This window comes from Catenulispora sp. GAS73 (genome assembly GCF_041262085.1).
Classification (GTDB): Bacteria; Actinomycetota; Actinomycetes; order Streptomycetales; family Catenulisporaceae; genus Catenulispora.
In genome coordinates this window covers 23,539-43,183 of sequence record NZ_JBGCCM010000061.1, presented here as the reverse complement: position 1 = coordinate 43,183, position 19,645 = coordinate 23,539, and the positions used below count along the sequence as shown (strand labels likewise).

Here is a 19,645-nt window from a genome sequence, read left to right as displayed (position 1 = left end):
CACCACCAAACCGGGCAGGTTGGCTTCGCCCGCCGACGCGGCGAGGGACCCAGAACCAACACCCCGCATGGTCCGGTCGGACACGACGAACCACGGGGCCGGCCAGCGCTGGCCCGTCGCCGTCCGCAATCGCGGGGTGGTGTTGGCGCGGCTAAGTCGCGGCGTATGCGGTCGCGCGCCGCCTCAGCTCACCCGCGAGATGTCCCATCCCGGGGGCGCCGCCTCCACCCACGTCAAGAAGGCCATCATCGACTCCGTCGACATGGCCAGTTCCACCACCGCGCCGCCGGCTGAGCACTCCAGGACCGCCCAGCCCGGCAGTAGGGTGCGGGTCTCCTCGCCTGCTGCGTCGCGGCGGGCTACGACGTCGAACCCCCGCCGAGCCAGGCTCGTGCGGGGGCGGGGGGAGTAGCTGAAGACGCGGTAAAGGTCCACCGTGAGGTCGCGGTAGCGGCCTACGGCGAAGGACCAGCCGGAGGCGTCGCCGGTGGGGGGGATCGGGCCGAAGCGGACTGCGCAGTCGAATGCGCCGCCGCCGCGGCGGATCAGGTGGCGGCGCATGGGGATGAAGGCTACGGAGAGGCAGAGCACCACAAAGCAGACAGCCAGGACCTCGACAGCGCTGAGCATTTACGAAAGCTCCTCACTGTCGAGTCCCGGCTGCATCTACGTGTACCTCAGGGCCCTTAGTGTGCCGTGGTCGCGCCGACGGAGGCGTCGCCGAGGACCCGGAGTTGGGCTTCGGCGAAGCGGAGGTCGGCTTGGGCCTGGTCGCGGGCTGCGGTGTCGTCGCCTGCCGCGTCCTCGGCCGCGCGGGCCGTGGCCGCGAGGTCGCGGGCGGTCGGCAGGTCGATCTCGGACGGGAGCAGGACGCTCTCGGCCAGGACTGACACGTCGTCGCGCGCCACCGACAGGAAGCCGCCGGAGACGACGACGTCCATGGTGCCCTCCTCCGTGCCGCGGATCGTCACCACGGAGGGGGCCAGGATGGAGAGGATGGGCTGGTGGCCCGGCAGCACGCCGGTGTCGCCCTCGGTGGTGCGGGCGATGACCATGTCGGCCGTGCCCTGCCACACCTTGCGGTCGGCCGCCACCAACGAGACGTTCAACCGGCGGCTCGCCGCGTGCGACTCGCTCATGCGCGTTCCAGCTCCTTGGCCTTCTTCTCCAGGTCCTCGATGCCGCCGCACATGAAGAACGCCTGCTCCGGCACGTGGTCGTACTTGCCGTCGGCGATCGCGGTGAAGGCGGCGATGGTCTCGTCCAGGGGGACGAAGGAGCCGTCGATGCCGGTGAAGATCTTCGCCACGAAGGTGTTCTGCGACAGGAAGCGCTCGATGCGCCGTGCGCGCTGCACGGTGATCTTGTCTTCCTCGGAGAGCTCGTCGATGCCGAGGATCGCGATGATGTCCTGCAGGTCCTTGTACTTCTGCAGGATCGCCTTGATCCGGGTCGCGCACTCGTAGTGGGCCGCGGAGATGTAGCGCGGGTCCAGGATGCGCGAGGTGGAGTCCAGCGGGTCCACCGCGGGGTAGATGCCCTTCTGGGTGATCGGACGGCTGAGCACCGTCGTCGCGTCCAGGTGGGTGAAGGTGGTGTGCGGGGCCGGGTCGGTGATGTCGTCCGCGGGGACGTAGATCGCCTGGACCGAGGTGATCGAGTGGCCCTTGGTCGAGGTGATGCGCTCCTGCAGCTGGCCCATCTCGTCGGCCAGGGTGGGCTGGTAGCCCACCGCCGACGGCATGCGGCCGAGCAGCGTCGACACCTCGGAGCCGGCCTGGGTGAACCGGAAGATGTTGTCGATGAACAGCAGCACGTCCTGCTTCTGCACGTCGCGGAAGTACTCCGCCATCGTCAGGGCGGACAGGGCCACGCGCAGACGGGTGCCCGGGGGCTCGTCCATCTGGCCGTAGACCAGCGCGGTCTTCTCGATGACGCCGGTCTCGGTCATCTCCGCGATCAGGTCGTTGCCCTCGCGGGTGCGCTCGCCGACGCCGGCGAACACCGACACGCCGCCGAAGTTCTCCGCGACGCGGTAGATCAGCTCCTGGATCAGCACCGTCTTGCCGACGCCGGCGCCGCCGAACAGGCCGATCTTGCCGCCGTTCACGTACGGCGTCAGCAGGTCGACGACCTTGATGCCGGTGGTGAACATCTCGGTCTTGGAGTCCAGCTGGTCGAAGGACGGCGCCTTGCGGTGGATGCCCCAGCGCGTCTCGGCGTGGAACTCCTCGCCCTCCTTGAGGTTCAGCACCTCGCCGGTCACGTCGAAGACGTGGCCCTTGGTGACGTCGCCCACCGGGACGGTGATCGGGCCGTCGGTGTTGATCACCTCGGCGCCGCGGACCAGGCCGTCGGTCGGCTTCAGCGCGATGGCGCGGACCATGCCGTCGCCGATGTGCTGGGCGACCTCAAGGGTCAGCCGGCGGGTCTCACCGAGGAAGGGGTAGTCGATGGTGAGGGCGTTCTGCAGTTCGGGCATGCCGTCGACGGGGAACTCCACGTCGACGACCGGGCCGATGATGCGCGCGACGCGGCCGACGGCCTTCGTCGCGGTCTCTGTGGTCGCAGTCATTTCAGTCACTTCCCACATTCGCGTCGGCCAGCGCGTTGGCGCCGCCCACGATTTCGCTGATTTCCTGGGTGATGTCGGCCTGCCGGGCCGCGTTCGCCAGCCGGGTGAGGTTGTCGATCAGGTCCGAGGCGTTGTCCGTCGCGGACTTCATCGCGCGGCGCCGCGCCGCGTGCTCCGAGGCGGCCGACTGGAGCATGGCGTTGTACACGCGCGCCCGCACGTACTGCGGCAGCAGCGCGTCCAGCACCCGCTCCGGGGACGGCTCGAACTCGTACAGCGGGAACACCCCGCCGGCCGGGGGCTCGGTGGTCTCCTCGTACTGCAGCGGCAGGATCCGCACCGTGGTCGGCTGCTGCGACAGCATCGAGATGAACCGGGTCGAGACCAGGTGGATCTCGTCTATCCCGTCCTCGGCCAGGAACGACGCGATCACCTCGTCGGCGACCGCGCGGGCGTCGGTGTACGCGGGGTTGTCGGAGAACCCGACCCACGTGCCGGCCATCGCCCGCTCGCGGAAGGAGTTGTACGCCACACCCTTGCGGCCCACCACGTAGCGCACCGGCTCCTTGCCCTGCTCGCGCAGCAGCTGCATCAGCTGCTCCGCCTCCCGCAGGACGTTGGTGTTGTAGCCGCCGCAGAACCCGCGGTCGCTGGTGACCACCACGACGGCGGCCTTCGGCCGGATGCCGGCCTGCGGCTCGCGCTCGGTGGTCAGCGCGTGCGAGGCGTTGGAGCGCGAGGCGACCGCCGAGACGGCGCGCGTGATCTCCTCCGCGTACGGCGTGGAGGCGGCGACCTTCTGCTGCGCCTTCACGATGCGGGCGGTGGCGATCAGTTCCTGGGCCCGGGTGATCTGCTTGGTCGCCTTCACCGAGGCGATCCGGCGCCGGTATACCCGGAGCTGGCCTGCCATGTCAGTTCACCCCTTCCCGAATCCGGTCGTGCACGAAAGTCTCAGTCACCGCGATCAGGCCTTGTGCTTGGTGATCGTGGCCTGGCCGACGTTGTCCTCGTCCATGGCCTCGGCCTTGCCCTGGTCGGCCAGCAGCGTGCCGTCGCCGAGCTCGAAGCCGCGCTTGAACTGCGCGACCGCGTCCTTGAACGCCGTCACGGTGTCGTCGGAAAGCTGACCGGTCTCCCGGATCGAGGCCAGCACACCGGCGTGGTCAGTCTTCAAGAAGGAGATGAACTCCTTCTCGAAACGACGCACATCAGCCACCGGCACATCGTCGATCGAACCCGAGGTACCGATCCAGATCGAAGCCACCTGCTCCTCAACCGGATACGGCTCGTACTGGCCCTGCTTGAGCAGCTCGACCATGCGCTGACCGCGGGACAGCTGCGCCTTGGAGGCGTCGTCCAAGTCCGAGGCGAAAGCCGCGAACGCCTCCAGGTCACGGAACTGCGCCAGGTCCACACGCAGCGAACCGGACACCGAACGCATCGCCCGCACCTGCGCCGAACCACCGACCCGGGACACCGAGGTACCCACGTTGATCGCCGGACGGACACCGGAGTTGAACAAGTCCGTCTCGAAGAAGCACTGACCGTCGGTGATGGAGATGACGTTGGTCGGGATGAACGCCGAGATGTCGTTCGCCTTGGTCTCAATCACCGGCAAGCCGGTCATGGAGCCGGCGCCCATGTCGTCACTGAGCTTCGCGCAGCGCTCCAGCAGACGCGAGTGCAGGTAAAACACGTCGCCGGGGTAGGCCTCGCGGCCCGGCGGACGGCGCAGCAGCAGCGACATCGACCGGTACGCCTCGGCCTGCTTGGTCAGGTCGTCGAAGACGATCAGGACATGCTTGCCGTCGTACATCCAGTGCTGACCGATAGCCGAACCGGTGTACGGCGCCAGGTACTTGAAACCCGCCGGGTCCGACGCCGGGGAAGCCACGATCGTCGTGTACTCCATCGCCCCGGCCTCCTCCAGCGCGCCCTTGACGGCCGCGATGGTGGAGCCCTTCTGACCGATGGCCACGTAGATGCAGCGGACCTGCTTCTTCGGATCGCCCGACGCCCAGTTCTGCTTCTGGTTGATGATCGTGTCCACGGCCACCGCGGTCTTGCCGGTCTGCCGGTCACCGATGATCAGCTGACGCTGCCCCCGGCCGATCGGGGTCATCGAGTCGATGGCCTTGATACCGGTCTGCAGCGGCTCCTTCACCGACTGCCGCGCCATGACACCCGGGGCCTGCAGCTCCAGGATGCGGGTGCCCTCGGCCTCGATCGGACCCAGACCGTCGATCGGCTCACCCAACGGGTTCACCACCCGGCCCATGAACTTGTCACCGACCGGGGTGGACAGGATCTCGCCGGTACGGGCGACCCGCTGCCCCTCCTCGATGCCTTCATAGTCGCCCAGGACCACGACGCCGATCTCGCGGACGTCCAGGTTCAGGGCGATGCCCAGGGTGCCGTCCTCGAACTTCAGCAGCTCGTTGGTCATCGCCGAGGGCAGGCCCTCGACCTTGGCGATGCCGTCACCGATCTCGGTCACCGTGCCGACTTCGTCCTTCGACGCCTCGGGCGCCTTGTAGGAGTCGACAAAGCGCTCCAACGCGTCCCGGATCTCCTCCGGACGGATCGTGAGCTCCGTCATGAGTATTCCTGCTCTCCTAGATTCATCCGGGCCGGGCAACGGCGGGCCCGGCACCGTTCGCCGGAGTTCCGCCCGCCGCCACCACCCGCAGGTCGTTTCTGGTGGGTACTGCTCTGTGTCTTCTTGTACGACGCTAAGCCTTGACGCCGAGCGCCGCCGGGTCGGCTCGCGCTCAGCCGGCCAGCTGCCGCTGGGCCCGGGCCAGCCGGGTCGCGACGGTGCCGTCGATGACCTCGTCCCCGATCCGCACCGACAGCCCGCCGAGCACCTCGGGGTCCAGATCCACGTTCAGGTGGACCTGCTGCCCGTACATGCGCTTGAGCACCGCCCCGAGGCGGTCGCGCTGCTGCTCGGTGATCGGGACCGCGGCGGTCACGTAGGCGATCAGCCGCTCGCGGCGCGCGGCCGCCTCCTTGCCGATCTCGGTCAGGCCGGCGCTGATCGACCGCCCGCGGGGGTTGGCCACCAACCGGCCCACCAGGCGGTAGGTGGTCGGGTCCACCTTGCCCGAGAGCAGCCCGTCGACCAGCGCGACCCGCTTGTCCGCCGGCACCCGGCCGTCGGCCAGGGCCAGCGCCAGGTCGCCGTTGGAGTCCAGCAGCCGGCTCAGCCGGAACAGCTCGTCCTCGACCTCGTCCAGCTTGCCGTCGCGCTCGGCGACCGCCAGGTCGGCACGGACCGCCAGGTCCGCGACCGCGTCGGCCAGGTCGCGCGGGGCGCTCCAGCGGGACCGCACCAGGCCCGCCACCAGGGCGGCGGCATCGGCGCTGATCTTGCCGGCGAGCAACGAGGTCACGATGTCCGCGCGCAGCGCCGCCGGCCGGGCCGGGTCGGTCAGCATGCGGCGCAGCGAGGCGTCCTTGCCGAAGGCCACCGCCACGGCCGACAGGTCGTCGGCGATGCCGGTGACGTCAGCGCCGGGCGCGCCGGTCAGCGCGTCCAGCCGATCGGCCCCGGCCGCGAGCGCGTCGCGGCTGGCGCCCTGCATCAGGCACCCGCCTTCGCGGTGGCCTGGGCATCGGCCTTGGCTTCGAGCTCGGCCAGGAACCGGTCGACGGTGCCGCGCTGACGGGCCTCGTCCTCCAGCGACTCACCGACGATCTTGCTCGCCAGCTGGATGGCCAGCGTGCCCAGGTCGCCCTTGAGCGCGGCGCGGGTCGCCGCGGCGTCGGCGTCGAGCTGAGCCCGGCCGCCGGCCACCAGGTTGTCGCGCTGCTCGGTGCCGTCGGCCCGCATCTGCGCCACGATCTCAGCACCCTGTTCCCGGGCGTGCTGGGTGATCTTGGCGGCCTCGTGGCGCGCCTCGGTCAGGTTGCGCTGGTACTCCTCCTGCAGCGCCGCGGCGGCCGCCTGGGCCTCCTCGGCACGCTGCATGCCGCCCTCGATGGCGTCGGTGCGCTCATCCAGGGTCTTCTTGATGCTCGGAAGAAGCTTCTTCCAGAAGATCACGAAGATGATCAGGAACGCGATCGTGCCGACGACGAGTTCGTCGCCCTGCGGGACGATCGGGCTCTCAGCCAGGACAACTCCTGGTGTCATGGTCTTCCACCTTCCCTAGGTCCGAAGTGGCTCGGGATGGCTCTTTACTTCAGGACGAACGGCGCGATGAAACCGAGCAGCGCGAGCGCCTCGGTCAGCGCGAAACCGATGAACATGTTGGTGCGGATCATGCCCGCGGCCTCGGGCTGGCGGGCCATGGCCTGCACACCGTTGCCGAAGATCAGGCCGACGCCGATACCGGGGCCGATGGCCGACAGACCGTACCCGAGGAAGCCCAGGCCCTTGATGGTGGTGGTCGAGTCCGCCAGGGTGGTCAGAGCAGCGCTCATGTCTCTCGTTTTCCTTCTGGTTGGCCGGCGGGCGTGGTGCCAACCGGTCGCTTATAAGTGATGCGGGATCTTGAGTTGTGGTCTTGCCCGCGCTCCCTCGGGAACAAGGAAGCGCCCGTCTTCGTCGGTACCTGTGTGGTACTAGTGCGCTTCCTCGAGTGCGCCGGCGAGGTAGCTCGCGGTCAGCATCACGAAGATGTAAGCCTGAAGGGCCTGGATGAACAGCTCGAAGCCGGTCATCACGATCGCCATGGTGAAGCTCGCGCCGGAGAAGAGGATCCCCTTGACGCTGAACATGTACCAGGCGCCGATCGAGAACGTCGCGACCAGCAGGTGACCGGCGAACATGTTCGCGAAGAGCCGGATCGCCAGGGTGAACGGCCGGATGAAGATGTTCGACAGCAGCTCGATCGGGGTCAGGATGAACAGGATGCCCAGCGGCACACCGCTCGGGACGCCGAGGACCCGGAAGTACCCCAGCCCGTGCCGTTTGAAACCGGCGTACATGTAGGTCAGCCAGACCATCACGGCCAGCGCCGCCGGGAAGGCGATGCGCGAGGAGACCGGGAACTGGATGCCCGGGACGAACGACATGACGTTCATCAGCCAGACGAAGAAGAACAGCGAGAACAGGAAGGGCACGTACTTGTCGCCCTGCTTGCCCATCGAGTCGCGCGCCATGCGGTCGCGCACGAACAGGTAGGCCACCTCGCCGATGTTCTGGACGCCGCGCGGCACCATCTTCGGCTTGTTGAAGGCCACCCAGAAGAAGCTCACCACCAGCACCGTGATGAGCACGGCGAGCACGACCGGCTTGGTGACGCCCCAGCCGGCGATGTGGAACCACGGCCGGTTGGAGAAGTCGAAGATCGAAGACGTCGGGGCGACGTGGTCGAAGCCACAGCCGTTGCTCCCGAACAGGTGACAGGAACCGCTGCTGTCCGTGCTCAGCGCGCCGACACCGGCGGCAAGGCTAAGGCTCATCGTGTGTATCCAGACTGGCTCATCGTGACGGCAACCTTCAGGTGTCGGCGCGTCCGGGTCGCCCCCGGGCACGCGATCGGCACTGGATGTGTCGTGGCTATCGGTCGTGCGGGTCGTTCTGGTCCTGCGGGCCCTGCGTGCGTTCGTCCTCGGTGTCGACCGTGTCGGCCAGCGCGCGGCGCTTGCGGATCAGCGCCTCGCGTTCCTGCCTCTCCATGACCGCCACCTGCCGGAGTGTGAGGTACAGGCCCGCGGCCAGTCCGAAGATCACCCCGATCGGTGCGAACACGTTGGAGGTGCCGGCCCACTTGTCGATCAGCCAGCCGAGGCCGCCGTAGAGGACCATGCCCCCCAGCAGATAGCCCGTGATCGCTTGCGGATCGACCTTCTTCTCGGGCTTCCCGGTGGGGGTTTTCGTCTTGTGTGTACTGCTCATGCTGCTCATGCCGCCTCGGACGATAGCAGGAGAGATGACCTTCCCTGAAACCCAGCTGAGAAGGCGTGAGCGGCACGCTGGAATGCGTTAGGAACCTGTGATCCGGCTCGGTTCGATTCCGAACATTGGGCAGGATAGGTGTCAGCTCCGGCCGAAGGGCCGGTTTATGGGCGGTCATTGTGCTACCGGCCGCCGAGGGGCGACGGTTCGGACTCGGCGGTGCTCTCGGGGCGCGCGGGCGCCACGGGCTTGAGCGAGTCCGGGATCGCGGAGGGGTCCGCGTAGAAGATCTTCGTCTTCAGCACCGCGCGGGTCTCGGCGGCCAGCCACACCAGCGTCAGGCCCAGCATGGTGAACCCGAAGGACCGGAAGTGGAACAGCGTGGTGTGCTTGAACGCGATCATCAGCACGGCCAGGAAGACGACCTTGCCGAGGTAGGTGAGCATCGCGTAGCCGAGCAGCATCTCCGGCTGCTTCTGGGCGACCTTGCTGATGACCAGGATCGTCACCGAGAAGAAGGCCAGCACGATCACGCTGCCGAGCAGCGCTCCGATCAGACCCTTGCTGCCGACCAGCACGGTGCAGAGCACGACGGCGATCGCGCCGGCGGCAGCGGTCGGTACCGCTGCTCCGCGCAACAATCGGGCGTCAATGGCCTGCATGGCTTCCCTCAAGAAGTCTTGTAGGTCGCGCGCTGCCGGGGTCCGGCACCGCGTCGTGTCGGTTCAGGTTAAGGGGGCGGTTCGCTTTTCTCACAACCCCTCATCCCCTTGTTCGTGAAAGCTATCACAAGCTCGCGTTCTACGCACGAACCGGTTTTCGGTGCGGCCTCGACCTGTGTTTTTCCGGTCCGGCTCCGTCAGAGTGCGTACTTCTTCAGCTGGGAGAACGTATGGCGGGTGGACACATCGCGAACGCCAGGTGTGATCAACGTGACAGAGTGCGGTGCTGGTTCCCGTTCTCGGACGACGTCGCTATGGCCGGAATGGTCGGGCCCGGCTCGGTCGCCGGGCTCTGCGAGGCGATGCCCTCGACGGCGGCGGTGACCGTGCCGTTGACGGTGCCGTTGACGGTGGCGTTCACGATGGTGGTCGGGGTGGTGTTCGCGGCGGCGTTGCCGGTCTGGCCGGCCGCGCCCCCGGACGCCGGCCCGCCGTTACCGCCCGCACCGGCGCGGTGCCGCGCCGTGGGCGAGGCGCCGACTCGCAGGGCCTTGGTGCGCAGCCGCTCGCGGTGGTCGCCGAGCCGCGGCCCCAGCAGCATCACCAGCCCCACCAGCGTCATGCCTATGGCGACGTAGACCACCGGCTGCCGGGACGGCGTCACCGCGAACAGCACGGTCACGAAGGCCACCAGCGCCGACCAGAAGTACATGATGAGCACCGCGCGGCGCTTGGAGTGGCCGATCTGCAGCATCCGGTGGTGCAGGTGGCCCTTGTCCGCGGCCAGCGGCGACATCCCGGCCTTGGTGCGGCGCACCACCGCCATCACCATGTCGGCGATCGGCAGCAGGGTCACCGAGATCGGCATGATCAGCGGCAGGTAGGCCGGGACCAGCTTGTGCACCGAGCTGGTCTGGTTGACGGCGACGCCGACCTGCTCGCCGAGCTGGTAGGGGTCGATGCCGCCCATGACGGTGATCGAGGTGGCGGCCAGCAGCATGCCCAGCAGCATCGAGCCGGTGTCGCCCATGAACATCCGGGCCGGGTGCCAGTTGTGGGCCAGGAAGCCCAGGCAGATCCCGACGGTGACGATCGCGATGAGCGCCGGGGCGGTGGCGCCGGTGAGCTTGTAGCTGATGGCCAGCCGGTAGCAGTAGGCGAACGAGGCCAGCCCCGCGATGCAGGTGATGCCGGCGGCCAGGCCGTCCAGGCCGTCGACGAAGTTCACCGCGTTCATCAGCGCCAGCACCAGGAACACCGACAGCACGATGGACAGCGTCGGGTCCACGGCCACGATGCCGATGCCCGGGATCACCAGCCAGCTGATCTGGATGCCCTTCACCACCATCACCGAGGCGGCGAAGATCTGGCCGACGAACTTGACCAGCGGGCCGAGCTCGAACTTGTCGTCCACCATGCCCAGCACCACCACCAGGAAACAGCCCCACAGCAGGGCCTGGATGGTGTTGGACTCGCCGTAGACGTTGCGCGCCAGCATCGGGAAGTGCTCGGCCACGGTCAGCGCGGCGGCCAGCCCGACGAACATCGCCAGGCCGCCGACCCGCGGCTTGGGGGTCTCGTGCACGTCCCGCTCGCGGATCACCGGGACCAGTCCCAGCCGGATGGCCAGCGCCCGGATCGGGCCGCCGAGAAGGAGGGTCACCGCCAATGCCACCGTCATGGCGAGCAGGTACTCCCTCACGGGATCCTCTCCGCTTCTCTCTGTACTGCTGGGCCGGACAAGGACAGTCGAGGGCGGGAGACGGTCGCCCCGTGATCGGTGTGAGCGGTGATGCGAGACAACCCTACGCCGACTACCGGCAGGCGGTGCGTCACAACTGTGGAACAGGATGGGTCATCCGCAGAACTTCTTTTCCGCCGCGAACGGATCGGCCGGGACGACCAGGGCCGTCCGGCCGAGCGAACCGGTGAGGTTGTTCCAGAAGCGCCCGGCGGTCATGGGCTGTCTGGTGGAATCCAGCAGCTCCTTCAGGCCTCCGCAGCTCATCGCGTGCCGCGCGGCACTGACCTGTTCGGGGGTCACCCCGGCGATCACCGTCTGGTGGTCCACGACCGCCGGATCGCCGTAGTCGGCCAGGATCCAGGCCCACGGCAGCACCTTCTCGTGACCGGGCCGGCCGGGCTCGGTGACCGTCAGGTGCGCGCCGAGCGGATTCGCCAGCCCGAGCGTGTCGACGACCTCGTCCCGCAGCGACGTCTCGGCGCCGACCGCGCCGAGCCGCCCGGCGGCCACGGCGAAGCGGAAGGGCAGGTCCGGATTGAGCGGAACAGCGATCCCGCCCTCGGACGTGAGGACGCGGTCACCGTGCGCGGTCCAGGACGCGATCTCGTCGCCGATCCACTTCTCCTTGGCGCTGTACGCCGCGGAGGTGTCGGGATTGGGCCGTCCGGTCCACTGCTGGTAGCCGAGGCGTTCGTCCTCGGAGACGGCGTGCTTCTGGTCGTAGAAGTGGACGGCGTAGGTGGGGCCGCAGTAGGCGGCCCAGACCGCGGTCGCCGTGACGGCGGGGAGTAGGACCGTGTTCGCGGGAACCAGCAGCACCGGCAGGACGAGCAGGAAGACGGCGGGGAGGACCATGCGCGCGTGCATGAAGTCACCGCCGACCTTGATGACATAAAGGCCGAGCAGCAGACCGGCGACGACCGGTGTGGCGAGCAGGATGGTGGTGGTGCGCGTCTTCAGTGCGCTCTTCTTCATGAGATGAGCCGTGGCGGCTATCAGCAGGATCGCCAACGGAATCCAGAGGAAGTAGCCCTTTAGCGTTTCCTCGACATAGCGCCAGCCACGGCTCCACTGCGAGCCGCTGGCGGACTTCGCCAGCGCCGGAAGCGGGACGAGTTCGCCGTAGTAGCCCGCGCGCAGGATCTCGGTGATCAGCGGCAGCGCTTGCGCCGTAACGAAAAGCAGCAGGGTGCGGCGTTTGCCGGGCCGGATGAGGAACCACGCCGCGACACCGAAGACCGCTTCCATGAGCGCGAACTCGGGGCGCACCAGCGGCGCCAGGCCTATCAGAAACGCCACGGCGCACTGCCGCTTCGTGTCAGGCGCCTCCGCGCACCAGACGACCAACACCAGCCAGCACAGGCCCAGCCACAGGATTTCGAGCCCGGTCTCCAGCCCGGAGGTCGCGTAGTCCCAGAACGGCGAGACCCCGAGCAGCACCAACGCCCCGCCCGGCACGAGCAACTGCCGCGACTTCCCACTGAGGCGCGCGTGGAAGCGCGCCGTGGCGAACAGCGCCGCGAGCACTCCCCCGACAGCACACAGCAGACCGCCGAAGACCGCGATGCGCGCGACGTCGAACCCGGTGAGCCCACCACCGACGGTGAGCAGAGCGGTCCAGAGCGTCGAGGTATCGGTCTCGGCGCGCTCGTACGGTGAGTAGACGGGACCATGGCCGGCCAGGATCTGGCGCACGGTGCGCACCGCGATCATGCCGTCATCGGCGATCCAGCGCCGCTGATAGGCCAGGGCCGCATACGCGAGGGCGGTCGCGGCGATCAGGACGAGTGTGACGGGATGGTGGCGGCGGAGGGCGCCGACCGCACGAAGCGGGTTGACGCTGTCGAGGAGCGGTCGGCGGGGGTGGGGGATGCGGACGGCGGGCTGGGCCTCGGCCTGCTCAGCAATCCGGCCAGCTGACCGGCCCTCGGCCTGCTCGGCGGTCTCGCCGCCAGAGTGCCCCGCAACCCGGTCGGCAGCCTGGCCCTCGACCGACACGGCGATCCGACCAGGTGCCAGGCGCTCAGCCTGCTCGACAGCCTGGCCGGCGGAGCGCGGCGCGGTCTGGTCGGCAGCCTGGCGCTCAGCCTGCTCGGCAGCCTGGCCGGCGGAGCGCGGCGCGGTCTGGTCGGCAGCCTGGCGCTCGGCCTGCTCGACAGCCTGACCTGCAGAGCGCTGCGCAGTCTGGTCGGCAGCCTGGCGCTCGGCCTGCTCGGCAGCCGGGCCAGCAGAGCGCGGCGCAGTCTGGTCGGCAGCCTGCTGCTCGGCATGCTCGGCCTGCTCGCCGGTCGAGCCGCCAGAGCGCCCCGCGATTCGCTCCGCAGCCTGAGCTTCGACCGGCGCAGCGATCCGGCCGGCGGTCTGGCCCTCGGCCTGCTCGCCGGTATGGCCCTCGGCTTGCGCGGCGGTGATCCGAGCACCACCGGCGGCATCCGCGGCCGTGTCGGCTGTGGCGCCCTCGGCCCCTTCCGGCTTCCCGGCCGCCTCGTCCGGTGCCCCGACCTCGTCGGGCACGCCGGTACCCGTTCCCTGATTCCCCACCCTGCTCCTCCCCGGCGCGGTCGGCCGTCGGACTCGTCGGTCGGTCGGCGGCAGGTTACTCGGCGCGGGTGAGGGTTGGAGCTACTTCGAGGAGTTGCTCGAAGGTGAGTGTGCCTTCGCGCAGCAGTACTGGGGCAGTGCCGGTGACGTCCACGATGGAGCTGGCGCCGCCCTCGTCGCCGACGCGGCCGGCGTCGAGGTACACCGAGACCGCGTCGCCGAGTTGGTCCTGGGCGTCGATCGCGGTACGGGCGGGGGCCATGCCGGACTTGTTGGCGCTGGAGACGGCCATCGGGCCGGTCTCGGTCAGGAGCTCGATCGCCACCGGGTGCAGGGGCATGCGGACCGCGACCGTGCCGCGGGTCTCGCCGAGGTCCCAGGTGAGGGTGGGCTGGTGCATCGCCACGAGGGTCAGGCCGCCGGGCCAGAAGGCGTCGACCAGCTCCCAGCCGTACGAGGGCATCCCCGCCACCAGGCCGTGCAGGGTCGCCGGGGAGGGCACCAGCACCGGGCTCGGCATCGCCGGGCCGCGGCCCTTGGCCTCCAGCAGCGCGCGCACGGCCCAGTTGGTGAACGCGTCCGCCCCGATGCCGTACAGCGTGTCGGTCGGCAGCACGACCAGCTCCCCCCGCCGGACGGCGCTGGCGGCCTCCCGCAGTCCGGTCTTGCGCTGCTCGGGGTCGGTGCAGTCGAAACGGCGGCTCATGGGGCGTGAGTCTACTGGCCGTTCCGCGGTGCGTGGGGTGCACGGTCCGAACGGTCCGCGAGCGCCCCCAGACCCGCCCGCAGCCTCGCGCCCAGCCCTGTCCTAGCCCCCGCCCTCAGCTCTCAGCCCTCAGCCCTTGCGAGCCGTCACGAACCGCGGCCGGTTCGTCAGGTCCCGATGGTCCGACGCCTCAGCCCAGCCGCGCTCCTCCAGGAAGATGCGCTGCACCTCGCCGCCCTGCTTGTCGGAGTGCTCGAAGGCAGCCCAGCCACCGGGCTTCAGCAGCCGCTGTGCCGTGCGCTCCAAGCCGCGGATCAGGTCCAGGCCGTCGGGACCGGAGAACAGCGCCAATTCCGGGTCGTGGTCGCGGGCTTCGGGCGCGACGTACTCCCACTCGGTCAGCGGGATGTACGGCGGATTCGACACCACCACGTCCACCCGGCCGTCCAGCTCCGGCAGCGCCGTCACCGCGTCCGCCAGGTGCAGCGTCACGCGCTCGCCGGCCTCCGAGGCCGCGATGTTGCGTGCGGCCCAGGTGTACGCGTCGTCCGACAGCTCCACCGCGTGCACGCGGGCGCGCGGCACCTCCTGCGCTATCGACAGCGCGATGGCGCCGGATCCCGTGCACAGGTCGACGATCAGCGGCTCGGCGACGTCCAGCGCCCGCAGCTTGTCGATCGCCCAGCCGACCATCACCTCGGTCTCCGGCCGCGGGACGAAGACCCCCGGGCCGACCGCGAGTTCCAGATAGCGGAAGTACGCGGCGCCGGTGATGTGCTGCAACGGCTCGCGGTTCGCGCGGCGGGCGATGACCTCCCAGTACCGCGCGTCGAAGTCGTGGTCGGGAACGCGGTGCAGCTCGGTCCGGCGCACGCCGTGCACCCACGCCGCCAGCTCCTCGGCGTCGTGCCGGGGCGAGCCGACGCCGGCCTCGGCCAGCCGCAGCGAGGCCTGCGCGATCTCGGCGCGCAGCAGCGACGAGCCCTTGGCCTCGGCGGCCGCGCCGCCTACCGCGCCGCTCCCGCCGCCGGCCGCATCCTGTGTCACCGGAGTGGAATCGCTCACCGGTCTCCCGCCGCCTCAGTTCCCCCCGGCCGCGAGTTTCGCGGCGGTGTCCGCGTCGACGCAGGCCTGGATGACCGCGTCCAGATCGCCGTCGAGCACCTGGTCCAGGTTGTACGACTTGTAGCCGACCCGGTGGTCGCTGATGCGGTTCTCCGGGAAGTTGTACGTGCGGATGCGCTCGGAGCGGTCCATGGTACGGATCTGCGACTTGCGCGCGTCCGAGGCCTCCTTGTCGGCCTCCTCCTGAGCGACCGCCAGCAGCCGGGCCCGCAGGATGCGCATCGCGGACTCCTTGTTCTGCAGCTGCGACTTCTCGTTCTGGCAGCTGACCACCACGCCGGTCGGCAGGTGCGTGATGCGCACCGCCGAGTCGGTGGTGTTCACCGACTGCCCGCCGGGGCCGGAGGAGCGGAACACGTCGATCCGCAGATCGTTGGGGCTGATCTCGACCTCGACGTCCTCCGCCTCGGGCAGCACCAGCACGCCGGCCGCCGAGGTGTGGATCCGGCCCTGCGACTCGGTGACCGGCACGCGCTGCACGCGGTGCACGCCGCCCTCGTACTTCAGCCGCGCCCAGACGCCCTCGCCCGCCTCGTTGACCCGGCCCTTGACCGCGACCTGCACGTCCTTGTAGCCGCCGAGGTCGGACTCGGTCGACTCCAGGACCTCGGTCTTCCAGCCCTGCCGCTCGGCGTAGCGCATGTACATGCGCAGCAGGTCGCCGGCGAACAGCATGGACTCCTGGCCGCCCTCGCCGCCCTTGATCTCCAGGATGACGTTCTTCTCATCCATCGGGTCGCGCGGGATCAGCAGCTTCTGCAGCCGCTCCTCCAGCACGGTCCGGCGCTCCTGCATCGCCGGGATCTCCTCGCCGAAGCTGGGGTCCTCAGCGGCCAGTTCCTCGGCGGCGGTGATGTCCCCGCCGACCGTCTGGTACTCCCGGTACGTCTCGGCGATCGGGCCGAGTTCGGCGTAGCGCTTGCCCAGCTTGCGGGCGACGTCGGCGTCGGCGTGCACGGACGGGTCCGCCAGCTTCGTCCCCAGCTCGGCATACTCAACGAGCAAGTCGTCGATGACCTCGAACATGTCACGTCCTCACTAGAAGCGAACCGCCCACACAAAAACAACGACGGCGGCGCCGGACCGGGACCCGAGGGGTCCACGGCACCGACGCCGCCGCACGCGCTACTTGCTGGCGTCCTTCTTGCCGAAACGAGCCTCGAAGCGCGCCACGCGGCCGCCGGTGTCGAGGATCTTCTGCTTGCCGGTGTAGAACGGGTGGCACTGCGAGCACACTTCGGCGTGGATCACGCCGTTCGGGGCCGTGCTGCGCGTCTGGAACGTCGCGCCACAGCCGCAGGTCACGGTCGTGACCTGGTAGCTCGGGTGAATGTCAGGCTTCATTTCGGCTCCTTGAGGTCGATGGGCCGCCGGGTCTCCATGGGATTGGGGTGAACCGGGACCGACGAACCATCATAACTGCCAGCCAGGGGTGCTTATTCCCCCCGGCCCAGCACCCGCTCCAGGAAGTCCAGGGTCCGGCCCCAGCTCTCGTGCTTCGGGTCGAGCACCTCGAAGTGCCCCGTCCGCGCGAACTCGGCGACCTCGACCTCGTCCCCGGCCTCCCGGGCCGCCTCGGCGAAGTTCCGGGACTGGGACAGCGGCACCCGGTCGTCCTCGTCGCCGTGCACCAGCAGGATCGGCGTCTCCAGCGGCAGCAGCGCCGAGGGCGAGGCGGCCGCGTAGCGGTCCGGCACCTCGTCCGGGGTACCGCCGAGGAACTCCACGGTCGCCGGGACGTCCAGCACGCCGAGTCCTTCGCGCGGGGAGCCGACACCCAGGCGCTCGCTCGCCGCGTCGTACAGGTTCGACACCCCGGCCTGCGCGACCGCCGCCGCGACCTGGAACTCCGAGGACAGCCACAGCGCCAGGTGACCGCCGGCCGAGTGGCCGAGCAGCGCGGTCCGGTCGGTGTCCAGCGGGAACTGCGCCGACAGCGCGCCCAGCTGGTCCAGCGAGGCCGCCACGTCGTCCAGGGTCACGCGCCAGGCCCCGCCGCCGCCACCGTCGCCGACCCGGCGGTAGTCGACGTTCCACGCGGCGAACCCGCGCTCGGCCAGGTCCTCCGCGAGGGGCTCCATCAGTTCGCGGTCGAAGGGGGTCCGCCAGAAGCCGCCGTGGATCAGGACCACGACAGGGAAGGGGCCCTCGCCCTCGGGGACGAACAGGTCGGCTATCTGAGACGGATGGGGGCCGTACGGGTGAGTGGCCGGGGTGATCGTCACCCCGGCCACCTTACTTACTTCTGATTGAAACCGTTACTCCTGCGGACCCACCGCGGTCTTCTGGATGGTCATCAGGAACTCGGCGTTCGACTTGGTCTTCTTCATCCGGTCGAGCAGCAGCTCCATCGCCTGCTGCTGGTCCAGCGCGTGCAGCACGCGGCGCAGCTTCCAGACGATGCCGAGCTCCTCGGCACCGAGCAGCAGCTCCTCCTTGCGGGTGCTCGACGGGTCGACGTCGACCGCCGGGAAGATGCGCTTGTCGGCCAGCTTGCGGTCCAGGCGCAGCTCCATGTTGCCGGTGCCCTTGAACTCCTCGAAGATCACCTCGTCGAGGCGGGAGCCGGTCTCCACCAGGGCGGTGGCCAGGATGGTCAGCGAGCCGCCGTTCTCGATGTTGCGCGCCGCGCCGAAGAACTTCTTCGGCGGGTACATCGCCTGGCTGTCCATACCGCCGGTGAGGATGCGGCCGGAGGCCGGGGCGCTGGTGTTGTAGGCGCGGCCCAGGCGGGTGATCGAGTCCAACAGGATGATCACGTCGTGGCCGAGCTCCACCAGCCGCTTGGCGCGCTCGATGGCGAGCTCGGCGACCGTGGTGTGGTCGTCGGCGGGCCGGTCGAAGGTCGAGGCGATGACCTCGCCCTTCACCGAGCGCTGCATGTCGGTGACCTCTTCGGGCCGCTCGTCCACCAGCACCACCATCAAGTGGCACTCGGGGTTGTTCTGGGTGATCGCGTTGGCGATGGCCTGCATGATCATGGTCTTGCCGGTCTTCGGCGGGGCCACGATCAGACCGCGCTGGCCCTTGCCGATCGGCGCGATCATGTCGATGATGCGCGTGGTCAGGATGTGCGGCTCGGTCTCCAGACGGAGCCGGTCCTGCGGGTACAGCGGCGTGAGCTTGTTGAACTCCGGACGCTGGCGGGACGCGGCGGGCTCCAGCCCGTTGATCGAGTCCAGCCGCACCAGGGCGTTGAACTTCTCGCGGCGCTCGCCCTCCTGCGGGGCGCGGATGACGCCGGTGACGGCGTCGCCCTTGCGCAGGCCGTTCTTGCGGACCATGGCCAGCGAGACGTAGACGTCGTCCGGGCCGGGCAGGTAGCCCGAGGTCCGCACGAAGGCGTAGTTGTCCAGGATGTCGACGATGCCGCCGACCGGGATCAGGACGTCGTCGTCGGTGATCGTGGTGTCGACGTCGCCGCCGCTCTCGTTGCGGTTGCCGCGGTTGCGGCGGTTCTGCTGCCGGTCCTCGCGGTTGCGGTTGCGGTCCCGGGTCCGGCGGTTGCCGCCGCGACGGTCGTCGAAGTCGTCTCCGCCGCCGCCGGAGTTCTGGTTCTGGCCCTGGTTCTGGCCCTGGCCCTGGTTGCCCGAGGCCTGGCCCTGACCCTGGCCCTGCTGACGCTCACCGGAGCGCTCGCCGGAGCCCTCGCCACGGCCGCGGTCGCGGTCCCGGCGGTTGTTGTTCCGGTCGCGCCGGTTGCGCTGCTGGTCGCCGCCGGCGCCGTCGCCGGCGCCCTGGCCGGCCTCGGCGGTCGCGGTCGCCGTAGCGGTGCCGGCGCTCGCAGGGGCCTGACCCTCCGCGGTGGCCACGGCGCTCTCGGCGGCCCTGGCGGCGCGGTCGGTCCGGTCCGTGCGGTCGGCACGCTCGGTGGTGCGCTCGGCGCGCTCGGCCCGGGCCACCGTCTCGACCGGGGCCTTCTCGACCCGCTCGCGCTGCGGCTGCTCGGGGATGTCGGCGCGGACCTCAGAGGTCTGCTCCGCGGCGGGGGCCTTCTCGGCGGCGGCCGCGGTGGTGCGGGTGCGGCGCGCGGTGGTCCGCGCGGGGGCAGCCGCGGCGGCGGGCTCGGCCTTGCCGGCGCCGCCGTTCTTCTCCTGAATAGCCTCGACGAGCTGGCCCTTGCGCATCCGCGCGGTGCCGGTGATCCCCAAGCTCACGGCGTAAGCCTGAAGCTCGGGGAGCAGCATCGAGGACAGCCCCTTGCCGGCACGCCCGGCGGGGGCGGTGGCGGGGGATTCAGTCGTGGTGTCGCTCACGAAGCGATCCTTCCTGGTCGCCGGATCCGGGGCGAGAACTCCGCCGCGAGCCGGGGACAGGTGCTGGTTGTGTTGAGCAGTGTTGAATTGAGAACCAAGGTCGCGGTGCAGGTGCCCGCACGTGACGGACTCTGTGTTTGACACATTCGACACAGGTCAGTCGCGGAAGCTTTCACACGGGGATA

At 69.5% G+C, this 19,645-nt stretch carries 19 protein-coding genes; all 19 read right to left on the bottom strand.

From position 1 onward, the window contains the following. Nucleotides 1-183: 183 nt before the first annotated feature. A complete protein-coding gene (locus ABH935_RS48320; RefSeq protein WP_370384766.1) occupies nucleotides 184-630 on the bottom strand; it encodes a DUF2550 domain-containing protein in 447 nt (148 codons plus the stop codon). A 56-nt stretch (nucleotides 631-686) separates the two neighbouring features. Beyond that, the gene (locus ABH935_RS48315) at nucleotides 687-1,139 is read right to left on the bottom strand and encodes a F0F1 ATP synthase subunit epsilon (RefSeq protein WP_370384765.1); all 453 of its coding nucleotides are present in this window, start codon (nucleotides 1,137-1,139) and stop codon (nucleotides 687-689) included. Beyond that, nucleotides 1,136-2,575 carry a F0F1 ATP synthase subunit beta gene (gene atpD / locus ABH935_RS48310; protein ID WP_194919087.1) on the bottom strand — a complete coding sequence of 480 codons (1,440 nt, stop codon included), beginning with the start codon at nucleotides 2,573-2,575 and terminating at the stop codon, nucleotides 1,136-1,138. The genes ABH935_RS48315 and atpD overlap by 4 nt, the downstream gene beginning before the upstream one ends. 1 nt (nucleotide 2,576) lies before the next feature. Continuing rightward, nucleotides 2,577-3,488 (bottom strand): F0F1 ATP synthase subunit gamma, encoded by a 912-nt coding sequence (locus tag ABH935_RS48305; RefSeq protein WP_370384764.1) that lies wholly within the window; start codon nucleotides 3,486-3,488, stop codon nucleotides 2,577-2,579. 54 nt (nucleotides 3,489-3,542) lie between these two features. Then, nucleotides 3,543-5,177, bottom strand: coding sequence for a F0F1 ATP synthase subunit alpha (gene atpA, locus ABH935_RS48300; protein ID WP_370384763.1), 1,635 nt, complete (start codon nucleotides 5,175-5,177; stop codon nucleotides 3,543-3,545). A 172-nt stretch (nucleotides 5,178-5,349) separates the two neighbouring features. Continuing rightward, on the bottom strand, nucleotides 5,350-6,165 hold the full coding sequence (locus tag ABH935_RS48295) for a F0F1 ATP synthase subunit delta (RefSeq protein ID WP_370384762.1): 816 nt from the start codon (nucleotides 6,163-6,165) through the stop codon (nucleotides 5,350-5,352). Further along, on the bottom strand, nucleotides 6,165-6,716 hold the full coding sequence (locus tag ABH935_RS48290) for a F0F1 ATP synthase subunit B (RefSeq protein WP_370384761.1): 552 nt from the start codon (nucleotides 6,714-6,716) through the stop codon (nucleotides 6,165-6,167). Before ABH935_RS48290 ends, ABH935_RS48295 begins: the two co-directional genes overlap by 1 nt. A 44-nt stretch (nucleotides 6,717-6,760) precedes the next feature. Next, nucleotides 6,761-7,006 carry an ATP synthase F0 subunit C gene (gene atpE / locus ABH935_RS48285; RefSeq protein ID WP_194919100.1) on the bottom strand — a complete coding sequence of 82 codons (246 nt, stop codon included), beginning with the start codon at nucleotides 7,004-7,006 and terminating at the stop codon, nucleotides 6,761-6,763. A gap of 141 nt (nucleotides 7,007-7,147) precedes the next feature. After that, on the bottom strand, nucleotides 7,148-7,990 hold the full coding sequence (gene atpB / locus ABH935_RS48280; RefSeq protein ID WP_370384760.1) for a F0F1 ATP synthase subunit A: 843 nt from the start codon (nucleotides 7,988-7,990) through the stop codon (nucleotides 7,148-7,150). Nucleotides 7,991-8,087: 97 nt separating this feature from the next. Beyond that, nucleotides 8,088-8,426, bottom strand: a complete 339-nt coding sequence (locus ABH935_RS48275) for an AtpZ/AtpI family protein (protein WP_370384759.1) — start codon at nucleotides 8,424-8,426, stop codon at nucleotides 8,088-8,090. Nucleotides 8,427-8,608: 182 nt separating this feature from the next. Further along, nucleotides 8,609-9,088, bottom strand: a complete 480-nt coding sequence (locus ABH935_RS48270) for a hypothetical protein (protein WP_370384758.1) — start codon at nucleotides 9,086-9,088, stop codon at nucleotides 8,609-8,611. A 265-nt stretch (nucleotides 9,089-9,353) separates the two neighbouring features. Continuing rightward, a complete protein-coding gene (locus tag ABH935_RS48265) occupies nucleotides 9,354-10,790 on the bottom strand; it encodes an MraY family glycosyltransferase (protein ID WP_370384757.1) in 1,437 nt (478 codons plus the stop codon). A gap of 153 nt (nucleotides 10,791-10,943) precedes the next feature. Continuing rightward, nucleotides 10,944-13,373: a hypothetical protein gene (locus tag ABH935_RS48260; protein ID WP_370384756.1), complete on the bottom strand. Its 2,430-nt coding sequence runs from the start codon at nucleotides 13,371-13,373 to the stop codon at nucleotides 10,944-10,946. A 55-nt stretch (nucleotides 13,374-13,428) separates the two neighbouring features. Then, nucleotides 13,429-14,079 (bottom strand): L-threonylcarbamoyladenylate synthase, encoded by a 651-nt coding sequence (locus tag ABH935_RS48255; RefSeq protein WP_370384755.1) that lies wholly within the window; start codon nucleotides 14,077-14,079, stop codon nucleotides 13,429-13,431. Nucleotides 14,080-14,208: 129 nt separating this feature from the next. Next, nucleotides 14,209-15,054 carry a peptide chain release factor N(5)-glutamine methyltransferase gene (prmC, locus tag ABH935_RS48250; RefSeq protein ID WP_370351975.1) on the bottom strand — a complete coding sequence of 282 codons (846 nt, stop codon included), beginning with the start codon at nucleotides 15,052-15,054 and terminating at the stop codon, nucleotides 14,209-14,211. A gap of 105 nt (nucleotides 15,055-15,159) precedes the next feature. After that, complete coding sequence (gene prfA / locus ABH935_RS48245; RefSeq protein WP_370384754.1) at nucleotides 15,160-16,230, bottom strand: peptide chain release factor 1; 1,071 nt, start codon at nucleotides 16,228-16,230, stop codon at nucleotides 15,160-15,162. Between the two features lie 99 nt (nucleotides 16,231-16,329). After that, complete coding sequence (gene rpmE, locus ABH935_RS48240) at nucleotides 16,330-16,548, bottom strand: 50S ribosomal protein L31 (protein WP_194909381.1); 219 nt, start codon at nucleotides 16,546-16,548, stop codon at nucleotides 16,330-16,332. 92 nt (nucleotides 16,549-16,640) lie between these two features. Then, complete coding sequence (locus tag ABH935_RS48235; RefSeq protein ID WP_370384753.1) at nucleotides 16,641-17,429, bottom strand: alpha/beta hydrolase family protein; 789 nt, start codon at nucleotides 17,427-17,429, stop codon at nucleotides 16,641-16,643. A 33-nt stretch (nucleotides 17,430-17,462) separates the two neighbouring features. Further along, complete coding sequence (gene rho, locus ABH935_RS48230) at nucleotides 17,463-19,460, bottom strand: transcription termination factor Rho (RefSeq protein ID WP_370384752.1); 1,998 nt, start codon at nucleotides 19,458-19,460, stop codon at nucleotides 17,463-17,465. Nucleotides 19,461-19,645 lie beyond the last annotated feature (185 nt).